Origin of the sequence: Corynebacterium nuruki S6-4 (assembly GCF_007970465.1) — a bacterium.
GTDB lineage: Bacteria > Actinomycetota > Actinomycetes > Mycobacteriales > Mycobacteriaceae > Corynebacterium > Corynebacterium nuruki.
In genome coordinates this window covers 1910074-1935830 of the sequence record NZ_CP042429.1, presented here as the reverse complement: position 1 = coordinate 1935830, position 25757 = coordinate 1910074, and the positions used below count along the sequence as shown (strand labels likewise).

The 25757-nt window shown below is 67.6% G+C and carries 20 protein-coding genes; 10 read left to right on the top strand and 10 right to left on the bottom strand.

The annotated features are described in order from the left end of the window. Positions 1-53 precede the first annotated feature (53 nt). The 5 genes from FSW06_RS08685 to FSW06_RS08665 are packed head-to-tail and all read right to left on the bottom strand — an operon-like array spanning position 54 to position 7491. Entirely contained in the window at positions 54-797 is a 744-nt protein-coding gene (locus tag FSW06_RS08685) for a DUF6339 family protein (RefSeq protein ID WP_010121386.1), read from the bottom strand. Positions 798-803: 6 nt separating this feature from the next. After that, a complete protein-coding gene (locus FSW06_RS08680; protein ID WP_010121384.1) occupies positions 804-1736 on the bottom strand; it encodes a hypothetical protein in 933 nt (310 codons plus the stop codon). Positions 1737-1740: 4 nt separating this feature from the next. Continuing rightward, positions 1741-3696 carry a hypothetical protein gene (locus tag FSW06_RS08675; RefSeq protein ID WP_010121382.1) on the bottom strand — a complete coding sequence of 652 codons (1956 nt, stop codon included), beginning with the start codon at positions 3694-3696 and terminating at the stop codon, positions 1741-1743. After that, positions 3696-4703, bottom strand: a complete 1008-nt coding sequence (locus FSW06_RS08670) for a PD-(D/E)XK motif protein (protein WP_010121380.1) — start codon at positions 4701-4703, stop codon at positions 3696-3698. The genes FSW06_RS08675 and FSW06_RS08670 overlap by 1 nt, the downstream gene beginning before the upstream one ends. Further along, on the bottom strand, positions 4693-7491 hold the full coding sequence (locus tag FSW06_RS08665) for a Z1 domain-containing protein (protein ID WP_010121378.1): 2799 nt from the start codon (positions 7489-7491) through the stop codon (positions 4693-4695). The genes FSW06_RS08670 and FSW06_RS08665 overlap by 11 nt, the downstream gene beginning before the upstream one ends. 339 nt (positions 7492-7830) lie before the next feature. Here FSW06_RS08665 and FSW06_RS08660 point away from each other — a divergent pair, with 339 nt between their 5' ends. Continuing rightward, on the top strand, positions 7831-10749 hold the full coding sequence (locus tag FSW06_RS08660) for an FAD-binding and (Fe-S)-binding domain-containing protein (RefSeq protein ID WP_029449819.1): 2919 nt from the start codon (positions 7831-7833) through the stop codon (positions 10747-10749). Between the two features lie 15 nt (positions 10750-10764). On the opposite strand, the gene FSW06_RS08655 is transcribed toward FSW06_RS08660, so the two are convergent. Then, the gene (locus FSW06_RS08655; protein WP_010121374.1) at positions 10765-10959 is read right to left on the bottom strand and encodes a hypothetical protein; all 195 of its coding nucleotides are present in this window, start codon (positions 10957-10959) and stop codon (positions 10765-10767) included. 191 nt (positions 10960-11150) lie between these two features. Between FSW06_RS08655 and FSW06_RS08650 the strand changes: the two genes are divergently transcribed. From FSW06_RS08650 to FSW06_RS08640, 4 genes are all read left to right on the top strand, one after another. Beyond that, complete coding sequence (locus FSW06_RS08650) at positions 11151-12524, top strand: TIGR01777 family oxidoreductase (protein ID WP_010121372.1); 1374 nt, start codon at positions 11151-11153, stop codon at positions 12522-12524. Between the two features lie 103 nt (positions 12525-12627). Next, positions 12628-14028: an MFS transporter gene (locus FSW06_RS08645; RefSeq protein ID WP_083827077.1), complete on the top strand. Its 1401-nt coding sequence runs from the start codon at positions 12628-12630 to the stop codon at positions 14026-14028. Positions 14029-14044: 16 nt separating this feature from the next. Then, positions 14045-14197, top strand: coding sequence for a hypothetical protein (locus FSW06_RS14520; RefSeq protein WP_158005222.1), 153 nt, complete (start codon positions 14045-14047; stop codon positions 14195-14197). A gap of 47 nt (positions 14198-14244) precedes the next feature. Continuing rightward, complete coding sequence (locus FSW06_RS08640; RefSeq protein WP_010121368.1) at positions 14245-15717, top strand: NAD(P)/FAD-dependent oxidoreductase; 1473 nt, start codon at positions 14245-14247, stop codon at positions 15715-15717. A 36-nt stretch (positions 15718-15753) separates the two neighbouring features. On the opposite strand, the gene FSW06_RS08635 is transcribed toward FSW06_RS08640, so the two are convergent. From FSW06_RS08635 to FSW06_RS08625, 3 genes are all read right to left on the bottom strand, one after another. Then, on the bottom strand, positions 15754-16680 hold the full coding sequence (locus tag FSW06_RS08635) for a LysR family transcriptional regulator (protein ID WP_010121367.1): 927 nt from the start codon (positions 16678-16680) through the stop codon (positions 15754-15756). Between the two features lie 15 nt (positions 16681-16695). Then, positions 16696-18132 (bottom strand): MFS transporter, encoded by a 1437-nt coding sequence (locus FSW06_RS08630; RefSeq protein WP_010121365.1) that lies wholly within the window; start codon positions 18130-18132, stop codon positions 16696-16698. Positions 18133-18279: 147 nt separating this feature from the next. Further along, positions 18280-19188, bottom strand: coding sequence for a LysR family transcriptional regulator (locus tag FSW06_RS08625; RefSeq protein WP_010121363.1), 909 nt, complete (start codon positions 19186-19188; stop codon positions 18280-18282). A 122-nt stretch (positions 19189-19310) separates the two neighbouring features. Here FSW06_RS08625 and FSW06_RS08620 point away from each other — a divergent pair, with 122 nt between their 5' ends. The 4 genes from FSW06_RS08620 to FSW06_RS08605 are packed head-to-tail and all read left to right on the top strand — an operon-like array spanning position 19311 to position 22973. Continuing rightward, positions 19311-20711 carry a flavin-containing monooxygenase gene (locus tag FSW06_RS08620; protein WP_083827076.1) on the top strand — a complete coding sequence of 467 codons (1401 nt, stop codon included), beginning with the start codon at positions 19311-19313 and terminating at the stop codon, positions 20709-20711. Beyond that, positions 20708-21112 carry a RidA family protein gene (locus FSW06_RS08615; protein ID WP_010121359.1) on the top strand — a complete coding sequence of 135 codons (405 nt, stop codon included), beginning with the start codon at positions 20708-20710 and terminating at the stop codon, positions 21110-21112. The genes FSW06_RS08620 and FSW06_RS08615 overlap by 4 nt, the downstream gene beginning before the upstream one ends. Further along, positions 21113-21793 carry a DUF1028 domain-containing protein gene (locus FSW06_RS08610; RefSeq protein ID WP_010121357.1) on the top strand — a complete coding sequence of 227 codons (681 nt, stop codon included), beginning with the start codon at positions 21113-21115 and terminating at the stop codon, positions 21791-21793. Further along, entirely contained in the window at positions 21786-22973 is a 1188-nt protein-coding gene (locus FSW06_RS08605; protein WP_010121355.1) for a M20 family metallopeptidase, read from the top strand. The genes FSW06_RS08610 and FSW06_RS08605 overlap by 8 nt, the downstream gene beginning before the upstream one ends. 106 nt (positions 22974-23079) lie before the next feature. Here the strand turns inward: FSW06_RS08605 and FSW06_RS08600 are convergent, their stop codons facing one another. After that, positions 23080-24000 carry a type IV toxin-antitoxin system AbiEi family antitoxin domain-containing protein gene (locus FSW06_RS08600; protein WP_010121352.1) on the bottom strand — a complete coding sequence of 307 codons (921 nt, stop codon included), beginning with the start codon at positions 23998-24000 and terminating at the stop codon, positions 23080-23082. A gap of 196 nt (positions 24001-24196) precedes the next feature. On the opposite strand from FSW06_RS08600, the gene FSW06_RS08595 reads away from it, so the two are divergent. After that, positions 24197-25732, top strand: a complete 1536-nt coding sequence (locus FSW06_RS08595; protein WP_010121350.1) for a nucleobase:cation symporter-2 family protein — start codon at positions 24197-24199, stop codon at positions 25730-25732. Positions 25733-25757: the final 25 nt, after the last annotated feature.

The window sequence follows — 25757 nt, the reverse complement described above, 5'->3', positions numbered from 1 at the left end:
CCGGTCGGCGACGGGGAGCGTCAGGGCTTGTGGGGTGGAATCCAGGGACCAGGTTACCGGGCAAGGGCGACGTCGACGCAATCCCGCACGAGCTGGGCGACCTGATCGTCGTCCAATGCTTCGACACAGACCGTGGCCAGTCGGGCCTTGGTGATGAGCATGGTCGACCGGAACTGGTCCGAGAGGTTCTTGGAGGCGTCCTTGGTTGCGGTGCGGTCGAGGAACTCGCGGATGATCGTCTTCGGGAGTCGGGGATCGCCGGCGACCGAGGTTCGCTCGAGCAGTGCCACCGACTGGTCCTCACCGATTTTGTCGCTGAGGTCCCCGAGGACGTGACCGCGCCACCAGAGCTTCTTGAAGGTGCTCTTGGGTGAGGATCCCAGGTAGCGATTGAACTTCGGGTCATTCTTGGTGTTGGGGAACCGCCAGCTGGCGACGTCAAGGAGGAGAACAGTGGTGATGAAGTTCCAGAGTTCCGTGGACCGTGCGTCATTCACGGGCGCGTCGACATGTGCCATGAAGACATGGGTCGCTTCACGGTCGAAGTCGGAGAAGGCGTGACTCTTTTCCGCGGACCGGTTCGGGTACCCGTACTGCTTTGCGACGGAAATGATGTCGTCCCGCAGGGACTGCAGGTCTGCATCTGTCGCGCAGGAGAGGCCTGTCTCGGACAAGCGTGACTTCGGATGGCTGGTCGACGCCTCTTCGGCGAGCGTCGTGATCGACTTGTTCTCGTCGACGCTGGTACGGACGATATCTTCGGCGAACCGGGTGTCGAGCAGGGGGAAGGATTTCATCGTCGACTACCTCTTGTCGCCGTAGTTGTTCTGTACCCGGGCGGAAATGAGGCCCGGGTCTGTCACCGCTTTCTGGAGCAGCGACGCAGGGTCGTCGTCGGGGAAGTAGGAACGCAGGATTCCGTAGAGCATCTGGCCGTAGCTTTCCTCGTCATACTCGTATTCCGCGAGAGCATGCTCCTGGGAAAGTCCCAGTGCAGCCCACAGTAGGTGGGTGCGGAGGTCGATGGCGAGGAAGCGCTGCCACATCTGCGTCTCCTTCGTCGGGCCCTTCCCCGAGTTGATGTTGTCCAGTGCGACTTTCGTGATCTTGTTCGAGGTGTTGAGACAGACACGGATGGCGCGGGTGACGTGGAGTTCCGGATCAGATTCGAGGTGGATCCTCCACATGGCACCTGGATCGAGTTCGTGCATCTCGGCGAAGTCGTAGGAGGAGGTGTGGACCGTGGCCCCGACCCCTTCAAGATGGATACGGAGGGACCTTGACCAGAGCACGCTCCCGGGGCGGACCGGAGCAACTGAGTCGGGGTCGGCGACCGGGTTGTCCAGCAGTACCACGTCGAGCTCCACCGAGATCGCGCCCGCTATCTGATCACCCGGGACCAGAACGGTAGGCCGACTGACACCGTCCGTGACCGGGACGGTGTTCCCGTAACCGCGTATCGAGGTGGAGGGGCAGTTCCACCGCAGCAGTGCCCCCAGACGGGAGTTCTGCAGCGGCAGATCACAGTCCGCCACCACTGCTGCCAGATCGGTGGAGAACTCTGCTTTCACGAGGACGCTGTTTCCCCGTCCCCAGGACGCGAGCTCGGTATTCTGGCGGTTTTCCGAATCGCAGGCGACAGTCGTGACGTCGGTACCGCATTCCACGGTGAGCGAGATGTCCGTGAAGTCATTGTCCTGCGGCCGGAGAAAGCCGTAACTGATGTCGTTGGCCATGGGGTCAGTCCTCCTCGGCGTCGTTCTGAGTGCGGGTGATCTTCAGGCTCACTGCGAGGCCCCGTTGTTGCCGGACGAACAGCACTGCGGTGTCATGTCCGGGCGAGAGGGTGACGATGTCCGAATCACCGGTTCCGGTGGTGTGCCGGGACGGACGGAGTTCCTTGGGCGAACTCCGGGCGTCGGTGAAACGCCAGCTCTCGATCACCGGACGGTAACCGAGGTCATCCCAGTTCCGGGTGGGGCCGGTGTCGGTCTCCACCTGGACGCTGACCTCGAGTGCTGCAGGCGGTGTACCGGAGGGCATGTCCATGGAGAGCTGGAAGACGGCACAGAGCTCGTCGCCGTCCGGAAGCAGATTGACGAGACTGGTCCGGGGAGTGCCCTTCCTTTCCCCGGACTTGCCGGGGCCGGCAGTGGATTTCCTGCCTTTGGGCTCCGGCTTCGCGGACATGGAGGTGCCCGGAATGCTGCCGAGGACCCCGCCGAGCATCGACGCGATCTGTCGGCTGGCGTTGTCGTAGGGGGAGTCCTTGTCTCCCTCACCATCGGTGCCCCAGGACTGGATCAGTTTGTCCATGTGGTCCAGGGCGATCTTGACCGGGTTGTTCCTGCTTTTCCAGGTGGAACCGATGAGGTCCCGGTCTGTGAGGGTCCGGGGGTGCCAAGCGTCGTGGGTTGTCGGTTCACTGAGTGCGAATTCGCGGTCGAGGTCGTCGGCGGCGGAGAAGACTGCGGCGTAGTTACGGCCGAATCTGTCCGCGGGACCCTGCCGGTACTCGACGACCATGCGCGGGCCACGCATCAGGGCGATGGATCCGGCGGTGTGCTCTATGACGCTCTTCTGTGCGGAAGCCCGCCCCGGAATTTCCCGGATGCCGATCCGTCCGAGACCGTGGACAGGTCGACCGGAGCGGACGGAGGACACCTCGGTGGACCTCCGGAAACTGAAGCCCTCCGCTGTGGACGGGTCGACTGAGAGGCTGTCCAGGTAGGCCGTCACGAATTCAGTGAGGACAGGATCAGCTTTCGGATCCGGGACAGAGACCCGGTCCTCGTTATGGGTGACAGCGAAGTGCAGTGCGTCCTCATCCTCGGGAGTGTGGACCATGTGCGGCCAGGCCCAGCGGGTGAGCGCGCGGGCGATCTGGTCCATCTGCTGCTCGGAGGAGTCCTCGAAGGCGGGGTCGATGACGGCGACCGACGTCCCCGTCGGCTTCTCGTCCGTGAAGTGCTGGTCCATTTTGAAGAACGCCGCGGCGTTGTCCGCCTGCCAGCCGGTCATGGGCTCGGCAAAGAACGAGGTGTTCCCTGTACGAGGGTCCTTGAAAGGCTCCTTGATGCCCCACCAGTGTCGGCCGGTGTACTTGAAACCCTCGTACTCGTAGGAGTCGTCGTTGGCGACGGCGATGAACCGGTTGACCCGTTCACCGTGCTCGTCGACGGTACGGGTGTAGACGAGGATGGTGCGCGAACGTCCTGCAGTGAAGAACACTCCCTTACCGAATCCGTAGGAGCCGCCCTTGACCTCCTTGGATGCGCTGCGACCGATCTCCCGGACGAAACTGTTGAAGTCCGAGGGACCTTCCGCAGCGACCGCTGCGTTCGTCGGACCGCGGAGACCGGTGGTGCCGGAGTCGGAGACAATGAGCAGTGGAATGTTCTTTTTCTCCAGAGACTTACTCAGCCCGGGGACGTGAGATGTTCCTTGACCGAAGACCTGCTTGCGGAGGATCTTGCTGCTGTGGTCATCCAACAGGCGGTAGTCGATGGCGAAGGTCACCCCGTCATCGGCGCTGGTCCTGTCCCGGGCATCCCAGCTGTTCTGCAGGGACTCCCGGACGAAGAGTTCCCAGTTGGTGAGGTTGGGCCGGCCGAGGGCGGTAGAGGCTGAACGGCCGTGGGTGAACGAGGAGGCGGAACCTCCGTCGTGGTCGGGGAAGAGTGGGTAGACGCCCATCAGTTGTCCTCCTTGAGAATCTTGAGGGAGTCCCGGTGTCCGGGGATCGATGACGGGTCACGGAGATCAACGGTGTAGGAGACCTGGTTGATCCTGTTTGAGAGATGTTCGGCTTCTACATGCGGGAAAGCTTCGGTGATGTCGAACTCATGGGATTCAACGTGGTTGAAACGGGTGAACTCGGCGTCTTTCTCGAGGACCTCGGGCGACAGACCTGCTTCGCCGAGCTTGCGGGCGAACTCTTCGGTGTCGATGCCCGGGAGCGCGGAAATTTCCCGGATCAGATCGGGGACTGACAGGCCGCCGTCGATGGTCTTCTCGTACTTGCGGACGAGGAGGACAAGCGGTTTGTCGCCCATCGGTGAGAGTTGGTGGGCACCGTGGATGGTCACGGCCAAGTTCTCCCGTGACAGCGTGGCCTTGCACTCGAGGGAGAGGTCGGCCAGTTCGAAGTCATGTCGCTCATTGTCGGGGCCGGTCCAGCGACGCAGAGCGTCCGCTCCGATTCCGTCATAGAGCCGTCGGAGTGTCTCCAGTTCCAGCAGAAGCCCCGCCTGAACCTCATTGCTGGGGACCGCGGTGCCGGCGGCGCGGAAGAGTCGCTGGCTTTCCGTGAGCAGCTGTACAGTCACTTCGCCGGGATCGGTGCCCTCGTTGTCGCCGAGAGCTTCGAAGAGGTTGTCCACGAAGTCGCCGAAGGTCCGGAGCAGGTTCTCATCGGTGAGCGTGACCTGGAGGTAGTCGGTGCCGTCGCGGTGGAAGGTCGAGGTGGAGACCAGCTTCAACGTCGTCTTCTGCGGGAGCTGGTCGTAGTGGTCCATCCAGTCCCGACCGACGGGAACGGCAACTCCGTAGGTGTGGTCGATAGAGGCCACCAGGTACGGGAAACCGGTACCGAGATCGAGGTCGATCGGGAAGAACTCTTCAGGCGTCCGCTGGCTGGCACGGTACGCATCCAGGTTCTTCAGCTGTTCGAGGCTCGTGTTCTGGTCAGGGTTAATCTTCATTGTTGACATCCTCCTGGCGGTCGGCGTCTTCTTCCCTGTCCACAGTGGTCTCGAACTGCTCCTGGTCGGCCTGGGCTTCCTCAAGCTCATCCTGGGAAATACCGGGGGCGGTGCTGTCGATGCCGCAGATGTATTCCACGGTGGACTCGCTGTCGGACTCAGGCAGGAACACTCCGAGGGCGATGACATGGTCTTCGGCCGCGAGGGCGCGGCGTATCCGGCCGGTGTCCTTCACCTTGGCGGCTTCCTCTGTGCTGAGCGGTCGGGTCGGTGCCGAGTCTTTGTCGATGGCGTAGATCGTCAGGTGGCCGACGCCCTCTCCGGCATACTTGGCGTGCTTCTTGATCAGCACGGCGTCAGTCGAGCTCTTTCCGACCTGTTTCAGTTCCTCGTCGAGCGCCGACCACTGATCTGCATCAGTGAACGGGAGGTCGTTGATACGGTCTTTCGGCCCCACAAGGGTGTTGATGCTCGCCCGGCCGACGGTGGAGGAACTGACCCTTGTTCGTTTGACCAGGTTGACAGCTTCTGCAAGACCGAGGTCGAGGGTTCCCCGTACGTCCTCTTTCTGGCCGATGACCGATACATTCCAGGAACGGAGACCGCCGTTCTCCGCTTCCTTCCTGATGTACTCGGACAGGAGATCCCACTTGTTGCCCTGCGGCGTGTCCTCGACATCTTCGACGAATCGGTAGTCCTCGAGGAAGTTCAGGACCTCCTGGTTGGAAAGTCCCGCGAAAACGGTCGAGCCGTTGGAGCTCCTGGTCCAGCTGCGCTTGCCGGCCTTCCGAAGGCCGCTGAGGAAGTCCTTCGTGACCTTGATGTTGTGCCCGAGGAAATCGGCGTCCTTCTCGTGGAAGACGATGGTCTGTGCCCGGGACCCGGCGAAGCTCATCGAGGCCTTCTTGTGGTTGCGCATCTTCGCGGCACTGGTGACCTGCATGGCGGGGTGCAGACGGATCTTCGCCCGGAACTGGGCCGGAGTGAGGTCTTCCTCTGCATAACGCCCGATATCGCGCCGGAGATCCTCTTCAACGGTCGCCAGATCCTTGAACCACTCGGAGAGCTGCGGTGTCATCCAGATGCGGACCAGGTCCTCGTATCCCTTCCGGAAACCGAACCAGCGTCCCATCTGCAGGAGAGTGTCGTAGGTACGTGAGACCCGGGCGAAGTAGCTGCAGACGAGACCTTCGAGCGTGAGGCCACGGGAGAGAGTGTTGCCGCCGACCGCGATCACGGTCTGTGTCCCGTTGCTGTAATCCAGGCGCTGGTCGGACTGCCCGTTGTCGACGACGAACTTCACCTCGTCGAGCACCTCGTGGAGGACCTCCCACACCTGATCGAAGGTTACGGGCGGCGCGTAGTCCGGGTTCTGCGGCTGGATGGCCGTCTCCGTGTCCCAGAACTCCTCAAGCTCATCCCGGAACGCCGGATCATTCATGGCCCTGGAGAAGTCGTTGACCGCTTCCTCGACCACGGCAGCGAGCTGCTCGTGGGCCTGGATTCGCGGGGAACTGTGGACGAGCATCGAGGAGTGCCTGTCACGCTGGCCGCGGACCCACCGGGTCGCTGTCGCGAGAAGGAACCAACGGACCGCGTCGCGCAGGGAGTCGGGGAGCGTCGGACTCCATGACTCGATTCCTCTGCTCGGCGGGCGCACGGCATCGACATCCGACGGAAGGATGTCGCGGATGGCCGCGACGGTCCGGTCGTCGACGTCGTCAACCGTTTCGCCGATGACCGGGTCCCGTCCGAACAGCTGGGCGGCTCCGAAGTAGCCGTCCGGGCGGGGAAGAACGGTGATGAAGTTCTCCGGGTAGAGGTCGGACTCGTCGTTCGGATCGATGAGGATGTTGGCGAACGGGGTCGCGGTGTAGGCGATGTAGGAGGTCCGCGGACGGTTGAGGAGATTGCTGATCTGGGCATTGATGGCGCTGCGCCGGTTCTTCTCTTTGGCGGAGGTCATCACGTTGACACTCGCCTGGTCCGCCTCATCGTCGATCACCAGAATCGGTGCGGTGAGTTTCCCTTCCTTCCGGGTGATGTCGTCGAGCCACCTGTTGAGTTTCTTGAGCCGGGAGCCGTTCTTCTTGATGACGACAAGCTGTCGCTCATTGTCGTTGGTCAGCTTGTAGCCGTTGTTGTTCGGCCGGAAGTCCTCCCCCATCTGCGTGTGGACGGTCCAGTCCTTCTGGGTGTACGCGGTCAGGCTCTGCTCGAGGCGAGCCTGGGTCTGTTCCCGGAGACTGTTCGTCATTCCCGCGAGAACGACAATGAGCCGGTAACCCTCATCGGCGGCCTTCGCGATGACGGACAGGAAGTTCGTTGTCTTACCGCTCTGTACGAAGCCGACGACGAGTCCGCGGGTCCTCAGGTCCTGGATGGCGGGCATGCCCGCGCTGGCGATGATCTTGTTGCTGGACTCGTCGATTTTTTCCAGGGCGCCTTCGCCGAGATCCTCGGCAATGGAGGTGCGCACCGGCGGCCAGAAGCGGTCATGGTCAAGATCAGGACCTTCGTACCAGCCGTTGTCAACGGTCCGTGTGCTGTCATCGACCAGGATGGGCCAGTCGGTCGGTTTGCGGATGACGTTGATGAAGTCGAGGATCTCGGTCAGGGACTCCTGCAGGATCTGTGCTGCATCCGGGCTGCGCCAGCTCCTCTGCGTTGAAAGCTGTGCGGCGGCCTCGGTCGGTGTGGCGCCGTGGAGCTTCATCCGGCCGCGGATTGCGTCGGCGGCTTCCTCCAGCCACTCGGCCTTTTCTTCAGGAGTGAGGTCGAGATCCATGTCGTCTCCTCGGTGTGGGGTGTGGTTACATCGGGAAACACTAGGGGAGGGGAAGGACAGCGTAAGAAGCAACCATACGAGCGTTCGAAAAAAATGTGGGGGAGGGGCTCTGGAACTGCCTTTGAACTGCATGTTTATGGTGGATATGCGGGGAACGGGGGGAAGTTTCATTACCCCCCGAAATGGGTCGGTACGGTGCTCCTGTGGCACGAGCGTGGTCCGTTCCGCCAGACTCCTCAGGTCAGGTCCGGGCTGTATCCCCGGTGGCTGCCGACGCCCTCCGTCAGGTCTCCGCCCCCGGGCGTAGCATCTGCCACACCACCAGCAGAAAGGTCCCCGATGTCTGCTCCCGTCCACCCCACCGGTCATCCGCGACTCGCCCCGGGGGCCTACGCCCGGCAGTCTCGGGCCGGCATCCGGACGGACATGACCACCCGGGCCGCCTACAGTTCGGATGCGGGCATCTTCCGACGTGTCCCGCGCGGCGTGGTGGAACCGGCGACGGTCGACGAAGTCCGGGAAGCTCTGGCCTCCGCCCGCGAACGCGGCTGGTCGATCGTCGGCCGCGGCGGCGGCTCCTCCGTCGCCGGCAACGCCATCGGCAACGGTCTGGTCATTGACACCTCAACCCACTTCAACCGGATCCTCTCCCTCGACCCGGACCGCGGGGAGGCGGTCGTGGAACCCGGCGTGATCTGCGACGACCTGCGGGCCGCCGCCGCGCCGTACCACCTCACCTACGGCCCGGACCCCTCCACACACTCCCGCTGCACCATCGGCGGCATGGTGGCCAACAACGCCTGCGGTTCGCACTCCGTCGCCTACGGCACCGCCGCCCAGAACCTCGTCGATGTCACCCTCATGCTCGCCGACGGCCGCGAGGTGACCGTCACCGCCGACGGCTGCGACGATCCCACGATCGACCGTGCCCTGCGGGAGCTCTACGACGGGAACGCCGACCGCATCAACCGGGAGCTCGGGCGGTTCCCCCGCCAGGTCTCCGGCTACGGCCTGCACTACCTCGGTCACGACATGGCGAAGGCCGTCGCCGGATCCGAGGGGACCATCGGCATCATCACCCGGATGACGGTCAAGCTCGTCCCGGTGCCGGCCCAGAAAGCCCTCGGCGTCCTCGCGTTCGAGACCGTCTACGATGCGGCGGCCGCCGCCTACGCACTGCGGCTGCCCGGCGTCGCCACGATCGAGGGCATGGGCGGCGACCTGCTCGAGGCCCTGCGGAGCAAACAGGGACAGGGCAACGCCGGCGCCAACCTTCCGGGCATCCGGAAGGGCATCACCGCCGGCGGCTGGCTCTACTGCGAGACCACCGGAGACACACTCGATGAGGCCCGCGCCGCCGCCGAACGCGTCGCCGGCACGGTGACCACCATCGACCACGTCGTGGTGACGGATGCTGCCGAGATGCGTGACCTGTGGAAGATCCGGGAATCCTCCGCCGGCACGGTCACCCGTCTGCCCGACGGCGGTGAGGCCTGGCCGAACTGGGAGGATTCCGCCGTCCCGCCGCAGCACCTGGCGGACTATCTCCGTGACCTCTACGCCCTGATGGACCGCTACGACCTGCGCGGGATCCCCTTCGGCCACTTCGGTGAGGGCTGCGTGCACCTGCGGATCAGCTTCGACTTCCAGAGCACCGCCGGCGTCGCCGCCTTCCGCGGCTTCATGCAGGAGGCCGCGGCGCTGGTCACCTCCTACGACGGCAGTCTCTCCGGCGAACACGGCGACGGCCGGGCCCGCTCCAGCCTGCTGACCGAGATGTACTCCCCGGAGATGCTGCGGCTGTTCGAGCAGTTCAAGCTGATCTTCGACCCGGACCGGGTCTTCAACCCCGGCGTCCTCGTCTGGCCGGACGAGGTCACCGACGGGCTGCGCATGGACCCGCAGCAGCGGAAATTCGAGATCACCCCGGTCCACAGATTCAGCCGGGACAAGGGCGACTTCGTCAACGCGGTCAACCGGTGTGTGGGCGTGTCCGCCTGCCGCAGCGACGAGGGGGCGATGTGCCCCTCGTTCCAGATCACCGGGGACGAGATCCACTCCACCCGCGGCCGGTCGCGGATCCTGTCGGAGATGTTCCGCGGCGACTCGATCGTCGACGGCTACCGCTCCAGCGAGGTCGAGGAAGCCCTCGACCTGTGCCTGTCCTGCAAGGCCTGCGCCTCGGAATGCCCCGTCAACGTCGACATGGCGACCTACAAGGCCGAATTCCTCAACGAGCACTACAAGGGCCGGATCCGCCCGGCCGCCCACTACATGATGGGTTGGCTGCCGCTGCTCGGACACGTGGCCCACAGGATTCCGCTGCTGCCCCGCCTGGTGGACGCCGCCATGCACACCCCGGGAATCTCCACCGCCCTGGCGAAGGTCGGTGGCCTGGACACCTCCCGGCCGCTGATCAACTTCGCGCACCAGTCGCTGCAGAGCTGGTTCGGGAAACGCAGGGCCTCGTCGCGATCAGCACAGACGGTACAGACGGTACAGACGGCACAGGCGCCGGACCGCGGCACCGTCGTGCTCTGGCCGGATTCGTTCAACTCCTCCCTCGGCACCGGCCCCGCCCGCGCGGCCGTCGAGGTCCTCGAAGCGCTCGGCTTCACCGTCGAGATCCCCGACGGTTTCGTCTGCTGCGGTCTGACCTGGCACTCGACCGGGCAACTGGCGATGACACAGAAGGTCCTCGCCCACACTGCCCGGGTGATGCGGCCCTACCTCGACCGCGGTCTGCCGGTCGTCGGACTGGAACCCTCCTGCACGGTGATGCTCACCGACGAGGCGGCCGAGCTGTCCGACGGTGCCGACATCGCCAGGCTCGCCGCGGCGACCCGCTCCTTCTCCGCCCTCGTCGCCCCGGTCATCCGCGAACTGGTGGATGCCGGCACCTTGGTCCCGGGGGACACCACCGCCCTGACCCAGATCCACTGCCACGAGCGGTCGCTCGGCGACCCGCAGGATTCGGCGGATGTGCTCGCCGCACTCGGCGTCCACGAGTCGCGGATCGAGACCGGCTGCTGCGGCCTCGCCGGCAACTGGGGCTTCGAGAAGGGGCACGCGGAGATGTCCCTCGCGCTCGGCGAGCGGGAACTGTTCCCGAAGGTCCGCGAGGCGACCGGCGAGGTCATCGCCGACGGTTTCTCCTGCCGCACCCAGATCAGTCAGGGCACCGGAAGGACCGCGAAGCACATCGCCGAAGTCGTCCGGGACATCCTCGCCGGGCAGGGGTACTGCGCCGGGGTGTGACCCCTGCCGTGACCCCTACCTTGCGCCCTGCAGCTGACGCCGCGCCCGGCGCAGTGCCCAGGACGCCTGCTCGGTCTGCCATGCCAGGTCTTTGCCCAGCTGGGCGAAGGCCTCGTCGAGGTCGATGAAGCGCTTCGTCATCCGGGCCCGGAGGGCCTCGACGGCGGCGTTGATGTGGTGGGTGCGGTCTTCTTCGGTGATGGTGTGCACGGCGTCCTGTCATCCTTTCCGTTCCGCCCCCGCCTTCACGTGTGAAGCCAGGGGATACATGTCAAAGGTTAGCCTGCGTACATGTTGGCACAGCTACGGGGCCGGTGTCCCGCAGAATGGAAACACTTTCACCATGCGAAAGAACGGGGGTGCAGGAGAGGGGTGTTCTCCGACGCGTACCCTCGGCCGCTATGAGCCCCGCCACCGGCCTCACCACGCCCCGTACCCAAGAATTCCACACCACCGTCGCGTACCCGGCCGCCGACGTCTGGGACTGGCACACCCGGCCCGGCGCCGTCGTCCGCCTGACCCCCGGCGCCGCACACATGCAGGTCACCGGGGAGGCGGACAACCTGCGCGACGGCACCACCACCTTCCGCCTCCCCGGCGGCCTGCACTGGACCGCCCGGCACGACCCCGCCGGCTTCCGGGCCGGGCACCGGTTCACCGACGTGTGCGTCAACCCGCCGGCGAACCTCACCGGCTGGCGCCACGAGCACCTCATCGCCCCCGCCGACGGGGAGGCCGACGGTACCGCCACCGGCACCGCCACCACCACCGTCACCGACCGGATCACCGCGCGCGTCCCCGCCGCCCTGCTCCGTCGCATCATCGGCTACCGGGGCCGGCAGCTCACCGCCGACCTCACCCACCTCGCCGACCTGCGGCACCTCGACACACCCGCGCGCACCATCGCCGTCACCGGACCCACCGGGCTCGTCGGCACCCGCCTCGTCGCCCTGCTGCGCACCGCCGGCCACACCGTCATCCCGCTGTCGCGCCACGAGGTCCCCGGCGGCCGCCGCTGGAACCCCGCCGCCCCCGCCCCCGACCTGCTGACCGGGGTCGATACCGTCATCCACCTCGCCGGTGCCCCGATCTTCGGCCGCTTCACCGACACCCACCGCGCCGCCGTCCGCGACTCACGGGTCGGCCCCACCCGCCGGCTCGCCGAGCTCGCCGCCACCTCCGGCGTGACGACCTTCGTCAGCGCCTCCGCCGTCGGCTTCTACGGGGCGCGGCGTCCGGAACCGGTGGGGGAGGACGCCCCACGCGGCGACGGTTTCCTCGCCGACGTTGTCAGAGACTGGGAGGCCGACTGCGACCCCGCCCGCCGGGCCGGCCTGCGCGTCGTGAACATCCGCACCGGGCTCGTCCTGGCGGGTGGATCGCCGCTGCTCACCCTGCTGGCGGCGTCTTCCCGTGCCGGCGGCGGACGCCTCGGCGCAGGAACACAGCACTTCCCCTGGATCGGCATCGACGACCTCACCGACATCTACCACCGGGCCGCCGTCGACCCGACCCTGTCCGGACCGGTCAACGCCGTCGCCCCGGAGGACATCACTGAAGCGGAGTTCGCCGCGACCCTCGCCGACCTGCAGCGCGTCCGCGTGCCGCTGCGGATCCCCGTGCCGGCGGCCGGCCCACGGATCCTGCTGGGCGCCCTCGGCGCCGACGAACTCGCACTGGCCGACCAGCACACCCGCCCGGACGTGCTGGAACGCGCCGGCCAGCCGTTCCGCACCGCCACCGTGCGCGACCTGCTCCGCCACGAACTCGGCTGACCGTCACAGACCACTGCGGACCCCCGTCACGGACGCGCCCCGGTTCCGCTCACCGCGAACCGATCGGACGCCCCCGCGGTGCCCGCGGTGGCAAGGTGTGCCCATGACCGCGCAGACACCGGCCGGACAACCCGGACAACCCGGACAACCCGGACAACCCCACCTCGGACGGGTGATCGCGGCGTCCCTGCTCGGCACGACGGTCGAGTGGTACGACTTCTTCCTGTACTCCACCGCCGCCGCGGTCGTGTTCAACAGGCTGTTCTTCCCGGACGCCAGTTCCTTCGTCGGCACCATGCTCAGCTTCGCCACCTTCGCCGTCGGCTTCGTGATGCGTCCGGTCGGCGGGCTGGTCTTCGGCCACATCGGGGACCGGATCGGACGCCGCCGCACCCTCGCGCTCACCATGGCCCTCATGGGCGTCGCCACCACACTCATGGGTGCACTGCCCACCGCCGACCAGGTGGGCGTCCTCGCCCCGGTGCTGCTCCTGCTGCTTCGCATCGTGCAGGGCTTCGCCCTCGGCGGCGAATGGGCCGGCGCCGTCCTGCTCGCCGTCGAACACGCCCCCGACGGGAAGAAAGGGCGCTTCGGCGCCGTCCCCCAGATCGGACTCGCCCTCGGGCTGGGTCTCGGGACCGCCGTCTTCGCCCTGCTGCAGGCCGTCTTCGACGACGACCGGTTCCTCGCCTACGGCTGGCGCATCGCCTTCGGCATCTCGGTCATCCTCGTCATCGTCGGGGTGGTGGTGCGCCTCGCCGTCGACGAGACCCCCGCCTTCGTCGCCGCGCAGCGGCACCTCAACACCCGTCGCGCCCCGGTCCGCCTGCTGCTCACCGACCCGCAGCTGCGGAAGAACACCCTCGCCGGCTGCCTGGCCCGCTGGGGCGAGGGCAGCTCCTTCAACACGTGGGGCGTGTTCGTCATCACCTACGCCACCGCCAGCCTGGCGATGGACCAGGTACAGGTACTCCTCGCCGTCGCCGTCGCCGCCGGGGTGATGGCCGTCGTCATCCCGCTGGCCGGCATCCTCGTCGACCGGTACAGTCCCGCGCTCATCTACGGGGTGGGTATCGCCCTGTACGGGGTGGCCGTGATCCCGGTGTTCGCGCTGATCCACACGGCGTCCGTCGTATGGCTGGTGATCGGCCTGGTCGTCGTCTTCGGCCTCGTCCACGGCCTGTTCTACTCCGCCCAGGGCACCTTCTTCGCCGAACTGTTCCCCACCGAGGTGCGCTACACCGGACTGTCGGTCGTCTACCAGTTCTCCGGCATCTACGCCTCGGGGATCACCCCGATGATCCTCACCGCACTGATGCACTCCAGCGGCGGGGAACCGTGGACGGCCGCCGGGTACCTCGCGGTCACCGCGGTCATCTCGGTGGCGGCGACGGTGTGGGCGGCCCGGTTGACGGCGTCCTCCCGGTGGGCGGGCCAGGCGCTGCACGAGGGGACGACCGTGGCGGGGGAGGCCCCGCGTGAGACGGTGGGCGTGCCACAGTGAGGTGACACAGCGCACAGTGCGACGTAGGGTCGGGGGCAACCGACGGACGAATCCGTTCCACCGACACTCCACGGAGGTCACCATGAACAGTCAGCTCGGCTATCTCGGCTTCATCATCCGACGCATCCTCACCCGCCGGACGCGGGTCCGGCACCTGCGGGCCGCCTGACGTCACCCCCGCCGCGGGGACGCGCCTAGACTCGGCCTGAGATACTCATGCCGACAATTCAGACTGACCCGCACATCACCACCGCCCTGACCGGCGCCTCCACCACCCCGTACTGGCTCGACTCGGTCGAGCTGCCCGACCCGCAGCCCCCGCTGCGCGGCCACACCACCGCCGACCTCGTCATCGTCGGCGGCGGCTTCACCGGCCTGTGGACCGCCCTCCAGGCCGTCGAACAGGACGAGGCACAGGACGAATCGCAGGACGCCGCCTCCGGGCGCGCCCGCCACATCGTCCTCCTCGAAGGGACCGAGACCGGCTGGGCGGCGTCCGGCAGAAACGGCGGATTCTGCTCCGCCAGCCTCACCCACGGGGTCGCCAACGGCATCCACCACTTTCCCGACGAGGCCGCCCGGCTCAACGAGCTCGGACTGGCCAACCTCGACGCGATCCAGGAGACCGTCGCCCGCCTCGGCATCGACTGCGACTTCGAGCGCACCGGGGAAATCTCCCTCGCCTTCGAGGACTGGCAGGTCGAGCAGCTGAAGAAGGCCGACGACCCGGCGCACGGCTACCACTACCTCGACGCCGACGAGGTCCGCGACCACATCCACGCCGCCGGCGCCCTCGGCGGCCTGCTCGACGAACGCAACAACGCCCTGCTCCACCCCGCGAAACTGGTCCTCGGACTCCGACGGGTACTGCTGGAGAAGGGCGTGGAGATCCACGAACACTCGCTGGTCAAGGACCTGCGGGAGGTGGAGTCCGGTACCGCGGTCGCCGTGGAGACCGACCTCGGCTCCGTCACCGCGCCGGCGGTCGCGCTGGCCACCAACGTCTTCCCGTCGCTGCTGAAGAAAGTCGCCCTGCACACCGTGCCGGTCTACGACTACGCCCTGATGACCCAGCCGCTCACCGACGCCCAGCTGGACGCCGTCGGCTGGGCGGGCAGGGAAGGCCTCGACGACGTCACCAACCGCTTCCACTACTTCCGGCTCACCGCCGACAACCGCATCCTGTGGGGCGGGTGGGACGCCGTCTACCACTTCGGCAAGAAGGTCCTGCCGAAGTACGACCAGCGTCCGGAGACCTTCGAGACGTTGGCCGGGCAGTTCTACGCGATGTTCCCGCAGCTCGACGGCACCTCGCCGGAAGCCGTCGACGGGGGAGTGGTGTTCAGCAACAAGTGGGGCGGCGCGATCGACACCTGCTCCCGGTTCTTCCCCTTCTTCACCACCGCCTTCCACGGCAGGGTCGCCTACACCGCCGGATTCACCGGCCTGGGGGTGGGCGCCTCCCGCTTCGCCGGCCGGGTGATGCTTGACCTGCTGTCGGGGGAGAGGACCGAGCTGACGGAACTGGCGATGGTGAAGAAGCTGCCGAAGCCGTTCCCGCCGGAGCCCGTCGCCTGGCTCAGCGTGCAACTGATGACGAAGGCACTGGTGAAGGCGGACCAGAATGAGGGACGCCGTGGGCCGTTCCTCAAGGTGATGGACGCCCTGAAGATGGGCTTCGACAGCTGACCCCGGCTGATCCGGGTCAGCTCGGGATACCCCGCGTCACCGGTTCGGGTAGCGGACCGGGTCGGCGAGGATGTCGCGTGCGGCGCCGACGAACGCCTGCGCCCGCTCGGTGAGCCGGGAGGCGGACGGCGCGAGCGCCACGACATTCAGCGGCCCGTGGTCGCAGGCCAGCTCCGCGGGCACATAGGAGATCCCCTCGTAACTCACCGGCTGCAGCGTCCGCTGGGTGAGCAGTGAATACCCCAGACCCCGGGCCACGAGACCACGGATGACCTCGAAATCCCCGGTCCGGTAACGCACATCGGGCTCCACCCCCTCGGCACCGAACAGGGACAGGAAGTACTGGTCGGCGGGCTCCAGGTCGAACAGGATCAGCGGGTCCTCCGCAAGGTCCGGCAGCGCGACCGGACCGGTCCCCGCCAGCCGGTGGGAGTCCGGCAGCAGCACATACGGCGGGAACGCGCCCAACGGGAGCAGCGTCCCGCGGTCGGGGAGGTCGTCCTTGAACGGGTAGTCGTACACCACCAGCAGGTCGAACCGCCCCAGCGCGAAACCCTCGAGCAGTTCGCTACGGGAGCCCTCGGCGAATCTCACCGTCAGATCAGGGAAATGCTCCGAGAACTCCGCGATGATGCGGGGCAGCAGCAGCGGGGCGATCGTCGAATAACAGCCGACGGTCAGCGTGCCGGAGACCGCACTGCCCAGCGCAGTGGCGTTGTGCTCCAGGTCCTCCGCCTCGCGCAGCAGGGACCGGGCCCGGCCGAGGACGGTGCGGCCCTCCCCGGTCAGCGACAGGCCACGGGCGTGCCGGGTGAACAGCCGGACGCCCAGCGTGCTCTCCAGCTCCGTGACCGTGGTGGAGACCGCGGAGGCGGAGAGGTACAGGTGCTGGGCGGCGGCGGTGATACTTCCCGCATCGGCGACGGCGACGAAGTAGTCCAGCTGGCGGAGGGTGATGGTCACTGTTACACGGTACCGTCAGCGGGTCGCGGCGCCCTGCGGCTCGGGTTCGGGTTCGTCGTCGGACCGGGTGGCCGGTGCAGTGGCCGACGCGGCGTCCGGTGCAGCGTCCGGTGCAGCATTCGGTTCCTTGTCGGCGATGAAGCCGATCCCCTTCGTCTCCGGCATGGAGGAGACGGTGATGAGGCCGACGACGGCGACGATCATGAGGGTGAAGGCGGGCACCATGATGTTGCCGGTCCAGTCGATCAGCCAGGTGTTGACGTAGGGCAGCGTCCCGGCGAAGAGGGCGCCGGCGATGCTGTAGGCCATCGACAGTCCGGACTGGCGCGTCCGGGTCGGGAACAGTTCGGCGACGGCCGAGGTGTGGGTACCGAGGATGAGCGCGAGCACGGCGGAGAGCACGAAGGTCGAGCAGAAACCGGCGACGGCGGTGCCCTGGTTCATCCACTGGAACATCGGCCAGGACAGCACCAGCAGCAGGACGCCGGCGGTGAGGAGAACAGGCTTGCGTCCCCACCGGTCGGCGGCCTTACCGGACAGCGGGATGATCACTGCGGCGGTGAGGGAGGCGATCACTGAAAGTCGGGCGGCGGTCCCGGCGTTGAAGCCGACCGTGTCCTCCTGGTAGGTGAGCAGGTAGGTGAGCACCACGTAGAACGTGCAGTTCATGAAGATCTCCACACCGACGGTCTGGAAGAACTGCTTCCTGTTGTGCTGGAAGACCTCCTTGATCGGGGCGGTCGGGACCTCCTCGGCCTCCTCCAGGGCCCGGTAGTCGGGCGTGTCCTCGATCGTCGTACGGATGTAGTAGCCGACGGCGGCGAGCGGGACGGTGATGAGGAAGGGGATCCGCCACGCCCAGTCGGTGACGGTCCGGTCGTCGAAGACGGCGAAGAGGACCGCGACGACACCGGAGGCGAGCAGGAATCCCATGACGGAACCGAACTCGATCCACGAGCAGTTGAAACCGCGCTTCGTCGGCCTCGAGTACTCGGCGAGGAAGGCCGTGGCGGAGCCGAACTCGCCGCCGGCGGCGATGCCCTGGATGATGCGGCCGACGACGAGCAGCACCGGCGCCCAGACACCGATCGAGTCGTAGGAGGGGGTCAGGCCGAGCATCAGGGTGCCGAGCGCCATCATGATGATGACGACCGACAGGGTCTTCTTGCGGCCGAGGGTGTCCCCGAGGTGGCCGAAGATCAGCGAGCCGACCGGGCGGAAGAAGAACGCGACGGCGAAGACGCCGAAGACGGCGAGCAGGCCGGTGGCGCCGCCGGCGTCGGGGAAGAACACGTCGGAGATGGTCGTGGCCAGGTAGGCGTACACGGCCCAGTCGAACCAGTGCACCAGCACGCCGACGGAACCGGCGACGATACTCCGGCGCAGCGTGGCACTGTCCACGTCATGTGGATCCGTACTGTGCGGATCCCGGGTGGGGGTGGTGGCGGTCATGGAGCCTCCTTGTCGAATAATCCGGAATCGTCAGGGAATTCCGGCTTCAGGGGGCTAATGCTAAATTGCGCCGACTGTGTTGGCCATCACAATTATCCGAATGAGGGTTCGCATAATCTGAAGACACATTCCGGAAACAATGAAGCATCATTCCTGTGACAGAGTGTCCCGGCAGGCGTCGAGAAAAGCCTGCCCCTTCCGGGACAGCGGTTCACCCGACCGGTGGGCGACCCCGGTCTGCAGCCGGGAGCGCACCCCGTCGATCGGCAGCCGGACCAGGTGGCGTCCGTCGTTGGTGAGATCGTGGGCGGGACGCTGGTTGAGGATCGTGTAGCCGTGGCCGCGGGCCACCATCGACCGCACCACCTCCATCGACTCGAACCGCTGGTGGATGAGCGGCCGCAGATGGGCGTCCCGGAACAGCGACAGGAAGTAGTTGGTGGACTTGTCCATGTCCAGCAGGACCAGGGGGCGGGACGCCAGCTCGGCCAGGGTCACCGAGGTCCGCCGCGCCAGCGGGTCGTCGGCGGCGACCGCCGCGTAGATCGGCGCCTCGATGATGCGCTCGAAATCGATGCCGCGGCCGTAGTCGAAGTCGTAGGTGAGGGCGACCTCGATCTCGCGGCGCTGCAGCAGGGAGACCACCTGGTCACCCGTCACCTCCCGGATGGTGCAGGTCAGTCCGGGTGAGGAGGACTGCAGCCGTTCGAGGACCTCCGGCAGCCAGTAGGGGGCGAGGGTGGTGAAGCAGCCGGCGGTGAGGGATCCGCTGAGCTGGCCGGGGGAGAGGGCGCCCACCGCCTCGTCGACCGAGTCGAGGACCCGCAGCGCCGCGGTGTGGAAGGCGTGGCCCTGTTCGGTGAGCAGCACACCCCGGGAGCGGCGCCGGATGAACAGCGTGGCGCCGAGGGTCTTCTCCAGCTGGTGCATGGCGGTGCTCACCGCGGACTGGGCGACGAACAGTTCGTCGGCGGCTGCGGTCATCGACCCGAGCTCGGCGACGCGGGCGAAGTAGCGCAGCTGGGTGAGGGTCAGGGCGTCGCGGGATTTCGGCATGGTGCGCTCCTCGGTCGATACCTGCAGGTGATGTGTAACAGAATTGTAAATCAATTTAAGTGATGCAGAATCTCATTAAATCATGGTTGCTATGTCGCGGTGTGCTGCAGACACTGAATTCCATGACAACCCCTGACACATCCCCAGCAGCCGGCCCTGTATCCGGCACAGCATTCGACACGGCAGCCGGCGCCGAAAAGACCGAGGTCGTCGTCATCGGCGGCGGCCAGTCCGGCATCGCCACCAGTGAGCACCTCACCACCGCCGGAATTCCCCACATCGTCCTGGAACGCGACCGCATCGCCGAGAAGTGGCGCACCGGCCGGTGGGATTCCCTCTGCGCCAACGGCCCCGCCTGGCACGACCGCTTCCCGGGCCTCACCTTCGACGCCCCCACCGCCTCCGGGGCCGCACCGGTCGACCCGGACGAGTTCGCCCACCACGACCGCGTCGCACAGTACTTCGAGGACTACGCCGCCCTCATCGGCGCCCCGCTGCGTACCGGGGTGGAGGTCATCTCCGTCACCCCGCGCACCGGCGAGGGCGGCTACCTGGTCACCACCCGGCAGACCGCCACCGGTGACCTGGGCCGGATCATCGCCGACCACGTCGTCGCCGCCACCGGCCCGTTCCAGACCCCCGTCATCCCGCCGGTCATCCCGGCGACCGTCGCGGAGCGGCGGGGCATCACCCAGATCCACTCCGCCGACTACGACAACCCGGAGCAGCTCGCCGACGGCGGCGTCCTCGTCGTCGGCGCCGGCTCCTCCGGACTCCAGATCGCCGTCGAGCTCAACAGGGCCGGCCGCGACGTCACCCTCGCCGTCGGCGAACACGACCGCCCGCCGCGCCGGTACCGCGGCCGGGACAACGTGTGGTGGCTCGGCGTGCTCGGCAAGTGGGACATGGCCGCGCCGCCGGTCGGCGCGGAGCACGTCACCATCGCCGTCACCGGTGCCGACGGCGGCTACACCGTCGACTTCCGCGACCTCGCCGCCGACGGCATCCACCTGGTCGGCCGTGCCGAGGCCTGCGACGACCGGGGCGTCCTGCGCATCCGGGAGGACCTCGCCGACAACATCCACGCCGGCGACCGCAACCTCCTCGAACTCTTCGCCGACGCGGACGCCTACATCGCCGCCAACGGTCTGGACCTGCCCGAGGAGCCGGAGGCGTGGGTCCTCGGCCCCGACCCGGCCGACGTCACCGACCCCACCCTGGAACTCGACCTCGCCGCCGCCGGCATCACCACCGTCATCTGGGCGACCGGCTACGGCGTCGACTACTCGTGGCTGCAGGTCGACGGCGTGCTCGACACCGCCGGACGCCCCGCCCACCAGCGTGGCGTGAGCCCCGTCAACGGGGTGTACTTCGTCGGCCTGCCGTGGCTGTCGCGCCGCGGCTCCAGCTTCATCTGGGGCTGCTGGCACGACGCGAAGTACGTCGTCGACGAGATCCAGATCCAGCGCGGCTACGCCGCCTACCGCCCCACCCCCGCCACCGCACAGGAGACCATCCGATGAAGCACACCCGCATCCGCCCGTTCAACACCGCCGACACCTACCCGGAGCAGAACCTCGACAACGACCTCTGCCAGGCCGTCGTCGCGAACGGGGTGGTGTACCTCCGCGGCCAGATCGGCCAGGACCTCGACACCCGCGAGAACGTCGGCGTCGGCGACGTCGAGGCCCAGGCGGAGAAGGCGATGGCGAACATCGCCATGCTCATGGAGGAGGCCGGCGGCACCCTCGAGGACATCGTCAAGGTCACCGTCTACCTCGTCGACATCCGCTACCGCGAAGCCGTCTACCGCGTCATGGGCCGCTGGCTCAAGGGCGTGCACCCGGTCTCCACCGGCCTCGTCGTCTCCGCCCTGGCCCGCCCGGAATGGCTCGTCGAGATCGACGCGACGGCGGTGCTGTAGATGACCTTCTCCATCGTCGCCCGCGAGGTCGCCCCCGACGGCTCCGTGGCCTTCGGCATGGCCGTCAGCTCCTCCTCGCCCGCGGTCGCCGCCCGCTGCCTGCACCTGCGTGGCGGGGTCGGCGCCGTCGCCTCGCAGAACATCACCGACCCGCGGTTCGGCGGATTCCTGCTGGACGCCCTCGCTTCCGGGGCGTCCGCCGACGGGGCACTGGACGCCCTGCGTGCCGCCGACACCACCCTCGACTACCGCCAGATCAGCGTCCTCGGCCCGACCGGCGCCCCGGTCGCCTGGTCCGGACCGCACACCCTCGGCACCTACGCCTCGGCCGTCGGGCAGGACGCCGTCTGCGCCGGCAACATGCTCGCCGACGACCGGGTCCCGGCGCAGATGCTGGCCGCCTTCGACGCCGCGGACGGGGACCTGGAGACCCGGCTGCTCACCGCGATGCAGGCCGGCCTCGCCGCCGGCGGCGAAGCGGGCCCGGTGCACTCCGCAGGACTGGCCGTCATCCGCGGCGCCGGCTGGGCGGAGACCGATCTGCGGGTCGACTGGTCGGAGACCCCGCTCGGCGACCTCGCCGCCCTGCTGGAACTCTGGCTGCCGCAGCGGGACGACTATGTCGCCCGCGGCACCGACCCGGCGTCCTCCCCCTCCTACGGGGTGCCCGGCGATGAGTGAGGTGGATGACCGCAAGGCCGCCCTGCAGGCGCGGATCGCCGAACTGCAGCCGTCGCTGGTGGACCTGTCGGAGTGGCTGCACGCCCACCCGGAGACCGCCTGGCAGGAACACGCCTCCGCCGCCCGGTGCGCCGCCTACCTGCGCGACCACGGCTTCGCGGTCGAGGAGAACTACGTCGGACTCGAGACCGCCTTCCACGCCGTCGCCGGCTCCGGCCCGTTCCGGCTCGCCCTCATGGCCGAGTACGACGCCCTGCCCAACATCGGTCACGCCTGCGGCCACAACCTCATCGCCACGATGTCGCTGGGCGCCGCCGTGGCGCTGGCGGAGAGCGCCGACGACCTCGGCCTGACCGTCGAGGTCTTCGGCACCCCGGCCGAGGAAGGCGGCGGCGGCAAGATCGAGATGCTCGACCGCGGGGCCTTCGACGGTCTCGGGTTCGCCATGATGGTCCACCCCGCCCCCGTCGACGTCGTCCGCGCCCGGCCGTTCGCCGTGGAGCACTGGGAGATCACCTACACCGGCCACGCCTCCCACGCCGGGTCCTACCCGACCGAGGGCGTGAACGCGGCGGACGCCTTCACCGTCGCCGAGGTGGCCGTCGGACTGCTGCGCCAGCAGCTCCCCGCCTCGGTCCGGGTGCACGGCATCGTCACCCACGCCGGGGACGCCCCCAACGCCATCCCCGGGAAGACCCGTGGACGCTGGTACGTCCGCGCCGGGGACATGGCCGAACTGGCGGAGACCGCTGAGAAGGTGAAGAACTGCTTCCGCGCCGGCGCGCTGGCCACCGGGTGCGAGGTGGAGATCGTGGACGAGTCGAAGCCGTACTCCGACATGCGGACCTGCGAGGATGCCCTCGGGTTCTACCGTGCCAACGCCACCGCCCTCGGCCGGGACCTGCACACCGAAGGCGACGACCCGGCGGCGGAGATGTGCCGCGCCTCCACCGATTTCGCCAACGTCTCCTGGGCGGTGCCGGCGATCCACCCGTACATCGGGGTGGACTCGTTCCCGGTGCTCAACCACCAGGCCGAGTTCGCGGACGCCTGTGTCGGGGCGGTGGCAGAGCGGACACTGCTCGACGGGGCCACGGCGATGGCCTGGACCGCGGTGGACGTGGCTGAGTCCGTGGCAGGGTCCGTGGCTGCGTCCTCGGCAGGGTCCGACGCGAGCTGACCCGGATCTGCCGGTTTCGTCCGGCGAATCCGCCCGATCCGGGTCAGCTCGGGACAACCCGGGACATCCCGGGTCATTCCGGGACGCCCCGGGTCACCCTGACCCGTCACACCTCCGGATACCATTCCTGCACCGGCCGGTCCGTGTCGAGCGCCTCGTCCCCGCGGCGTCCCCGGTCGTGTGCCAGCGTGAACCGGACGGTGTCCGCCACCTCCGCCCCCACGTACTCCGGCAGGTTCTTCACCGCATGATCCGGATAGCGCAGCAGTAACCATCCCCACCTGGTCACCTGATTGCCCTTGTGCCGGTCCCTGACGAAGGCGGACTTCCTGGCCTTCCCCTCACCGTGGAAGGCGTAACTGTCGATCTCGACGAGGACGCGTGCCTCCCGGATCATCACGTCGAACCAGTACCCCCGGAACAGCTTGTTCGTCTCGACGGTGACCGTCCCCGCGTCCACCTCCGCCGCCAGCGCCTTCCTGATGGCGGTCACCGCCGTCTGCTCCAGCTGGCTCGCCGTACCCAGAACCACTGTGCGCAGCACCGGCTCCAGCAGCGTCCGCTCCCGCCGCGACAACTGCGCCAGGTCCTCCTCGAGCCGGCGCGAGCCCGTGAATCCGGCGTAGCCGTTCTCCAGGACGCGCACGGCGTCCGGTTCCGGGAGGTCGAGGGCGACCAGCACCGGGGCGGCGACGGTCGTCCAGCCGACCTGCCTGGTGGGCCGGCCCACCCGTCGGCGGATGTCGATGAGGTGGTCACGGTGCCGGTTGGTCGGGTGTTCCGCCGTCGCCGGCCACGTCATCGGGAGCGCCCGGTAGAGGAACGCGGCGGTGCGTCCGGTGAAGGTGATGCCCGGGTATCCCCGGGCCAGCGCCTGGAGTATCAGGTGCGCGTCGTCGTCCGTGACGTAGAGTCCCCGTCTGATCACGTGGAGTTTCTTCTGCTCCACCGCTGCGGACACCTTTCCCCGGTCCAGTCCCGCCGCGCGCAGGTCCGCCGTCGTCCAGATGCGTCTGTTGCCGTCCATGGTTCCCCCACCCCGTTGTGTGGGGCCACCGTACCGTGCGGTGACGCGAGCTGACCCGGATCTGCCGGAATTCCCCGACGATCCTGTCCGATCCGGGTCAGTTCGGAGACGCCGGACGCCGCACTTGGTGACCGTTACCGGACGCCGCAACACAGGTGTCACCGCGCTGTAACACCCGACAGGAACACTGTCCGGCATGACCGTTTCCTCCCACGACACCCCGGACCTGCCGCATCCGGTCGATCAGCGACCACCACTGGGCCGGCTGATCATCCTGGGTCTCCAGCACGTGCTGGCGATGTACGCGGGGGCGGTCGCCGTCCCCCTGATCGTCGGCGGCGCCCTGATCCAGGCCGGCCAGTTCAATGCCGGGGACCTGCACCACCTCGTCGTCGCCGACCTGTTCGTCGCCGGCATCGCCTCGGTGGTCCAGTCCGTCGGCCTGTGGCGGTTCGGCGCGAAACTGCCGCTCATGCAGGGGGTGAGTTTCGTCGCCGTCGCCCCGATGATCTCCATCGGCTCGGAACACGGCGTGACGGCGATCTACGGCTCGGTGATCGTCACCGGTGTGGTGATGATCCTCGTCGCCCCACTGTTCGCGAAGATCGTCCGCTACTTCCCGCCCCTGGTCACCGGAACCATCATCACGGTCGTCGGCCTGTCACTGCTGTCCGTCGCCTCCGGCTGGGTGTTCAACAGTTCCGCGGCCGAGTCCGACCAGGGCACCACGCAGAACTTCATCCTCGCCATCATCGCCCTGGTCGTGGTGATCCTCATCCACCGCTTCGCCCCGCCGGCGTTCCGGTCACTCGCCGTGCTCGGCGGCATCATTGTCGGCACCGTCGTCGGCCAGTTCCTCGGCGCGACCGACTGGTCGCAGGTCGGCCCGGCGGAGTGGGTCGGGGTGCCCACCCCGTTCCAGTTCGGCGCCCCCACGTTCGAGATCGCCTCGATCCTGACGATGGTGCTCGTCGGTCTGGTCATCATGACCGAGACCACCGGCGACATCATCGCGATCGGCGATGTCGTGAAGAAACCCGTCGACGGGAAGACCCTGTCGGACGGCCTGCGTGCCGACGGCCTGTCCACCGTCCTCGGCGGCATCTTCAACACGTTCCCCTACACGGCTTTCGCCCAGAACGTCGGGCTGGTGTCCCTGTCCCGCATCGCCTCACGCTACGTCGTCACCGCCGCCGGTGTGATCCTGGTGCTGCTCGGCCTGCTGCCGAAGATGGGTGCGGTCGTCACCGGCATCCCGGCCCCCGTCCTCGGTGGTGCGGGAGTGGCACTGTTCGGCATGGTCACGGCGTCCGGAATCAGGACGCTGTCCACGGTCGCGTGGAATGAGACCCGTGCCCTCATCGTCGGCGTGTCCGTTGCCGTGGCGATGCTGCCCAGCGTGCAGCCCGGACTGTACGGGAAGCTGCCCGATGAACTCGGCATGATCCTGGATTCCGGCATCTCCGCCGGTGCCGTCGTCGTCATCGTGCTGAACCTGCTGCTCAACCGGCAGGACGGCGGGCACCTCGCCCCGGCACCGGCGGGGAAGGAGCCGTCGGAGAAACTGGGTCCGACCGGGGACTCGGAATCCTATGAGGTGGTCCTCAACAACTCCGAACGTGCTGCGGCGTGGGCCGAGCGCAAGGCGGCGGAGGCCCGCATCGCCGTGGCGGAGGCACGTGACGCGCAGGTGCGGGCCGCGGAGATCCGGGCGGCGGAGGGCAGCAGATGATCCGGAATGTCCACCCCCGACCCCG

Excerpts from the sequence above, each read along its gene's own strand:
- FSW06_RS08685 (WP_010121386.1), bottom strand. The coding sequence starts at position 797 with ATGAAATCCTTCCCCCTGCTCGACACCCGGTTCGCCGAAGATATCGTC.
- FSW06_RS08680 (WP_010121384.1), bottom strand. The coding sequence starts at position 1,736 with ATGGCCAACGACATCAGTTACGGCTTTCTCCGGCCGCAGGACAATGAC.
- FSW06_RS08675 (WP_010121382.1), bottom strand. The coding sequence starts at position 3,696 with ATGGGCGTCTACCCACTCTTCCCCGACCACGACGGAGGTTCCGCCTCC.
- FSW06_RS08670 (WP_010121380.1), bottom strand. The coding sequence starts at position 4,703 with ATGAAGATTAACCCTGACCAGAACACGAGCCTCGAACAGCTGAAGAAC.
- FSW06_RS08665 (WP_010121378.1), bottom strand. The coding sequence starts at position 7,491 with ATGGATCTCGACCTCACTCCTGAAGAAAAGGCCGAGTGGCTGGAGGAA.
- FSW06_RS08660 (WP_029449819.1), top strand. The coding sequence starts at position 7,831 with ATGTCTGCTCCCGTCCACCCCACCGGTCATCCGCGACTCGCCCCGGGG.
- FSW06_RS08650 (WP_010121372.1), top strand. The coding sequence starts at position 11,151 with ATGAGCCCCGCCACCGGCCTCACCACGCCCCGTACCCAAGAATTCCAC.
- FSW06_RS08645 (WP_083827077.1), top strand. The coding sequence starts at position 12,628 with ATGACCGCGCAGACACCGGCCGGACAACCCGGACAACCCGGACAACCC.
- FSW06_RS08640 (WP_010121368.1), top strand. The coding sequence starts at position 14,245 with ATGCCGACAATTCAGACTGACCCGCACATCACCACCGCCCTGACCGGC.
- FSW06_RS08630 (WP_010121365.1), bottom strand. The coding sequence starts at position 18,132 with ATGACCGCCACCACCCCCACCCGGGATCCGCACAGTACGGATCCACAT.
- FSW06_RS08625 (WP_010121363.1), bottom strand. The coding sequence starts at position 19,188 with ATGCCGAAATCCCGCGACGCCCTGACCCTCACCCAGCTGCGCTACTTC.
- FSW06_RS08620 (WP_083827076.1), top strand. The coding sequence starts at position 19,311 with ATGACAACCCCTGACACATCCCCAGCAGCCGGCCCTGTATCCGGCACA.
- FSW06_RS08615 (WP_010121359.1), top strand. The coding sequence starts at position 20,708 with ATGAAGCACACCCGCATCCGCCCGTTCAACACCGCCGACACCTACCCG.
- FSW06_RS08610 (WP_010121357.1), top strand. The coding sequence starts at position 21,113 with ATGACCTTCTCCATCGTCGCCCGCGAGGTCGCCCCCGACGGCTCCGTG.
- FSW06_RS08605 (WP_010121355.1), top strand. The coding sequence starts at position 21,786 with ATGAGTGAGGTGGATGACCGCAAGGCCGCCCTGCAGGCGCGGATCGCC.
- FSW06_RS08600 (WP_010121352.1), bottom strand. The coding sequence starts at position 24,000 with ATGGACGGCAACAGACGCATCTGGACGACGGCGGACCTGCGCGCGGCG.
- FSW06_RS08595 (WP_010121350.1), top strand. The coding sequence starts at position 24,197 with ATGACCGTTTCCTCCCACGACACCCCGGACCTGCCGCATCCGGTCGAT.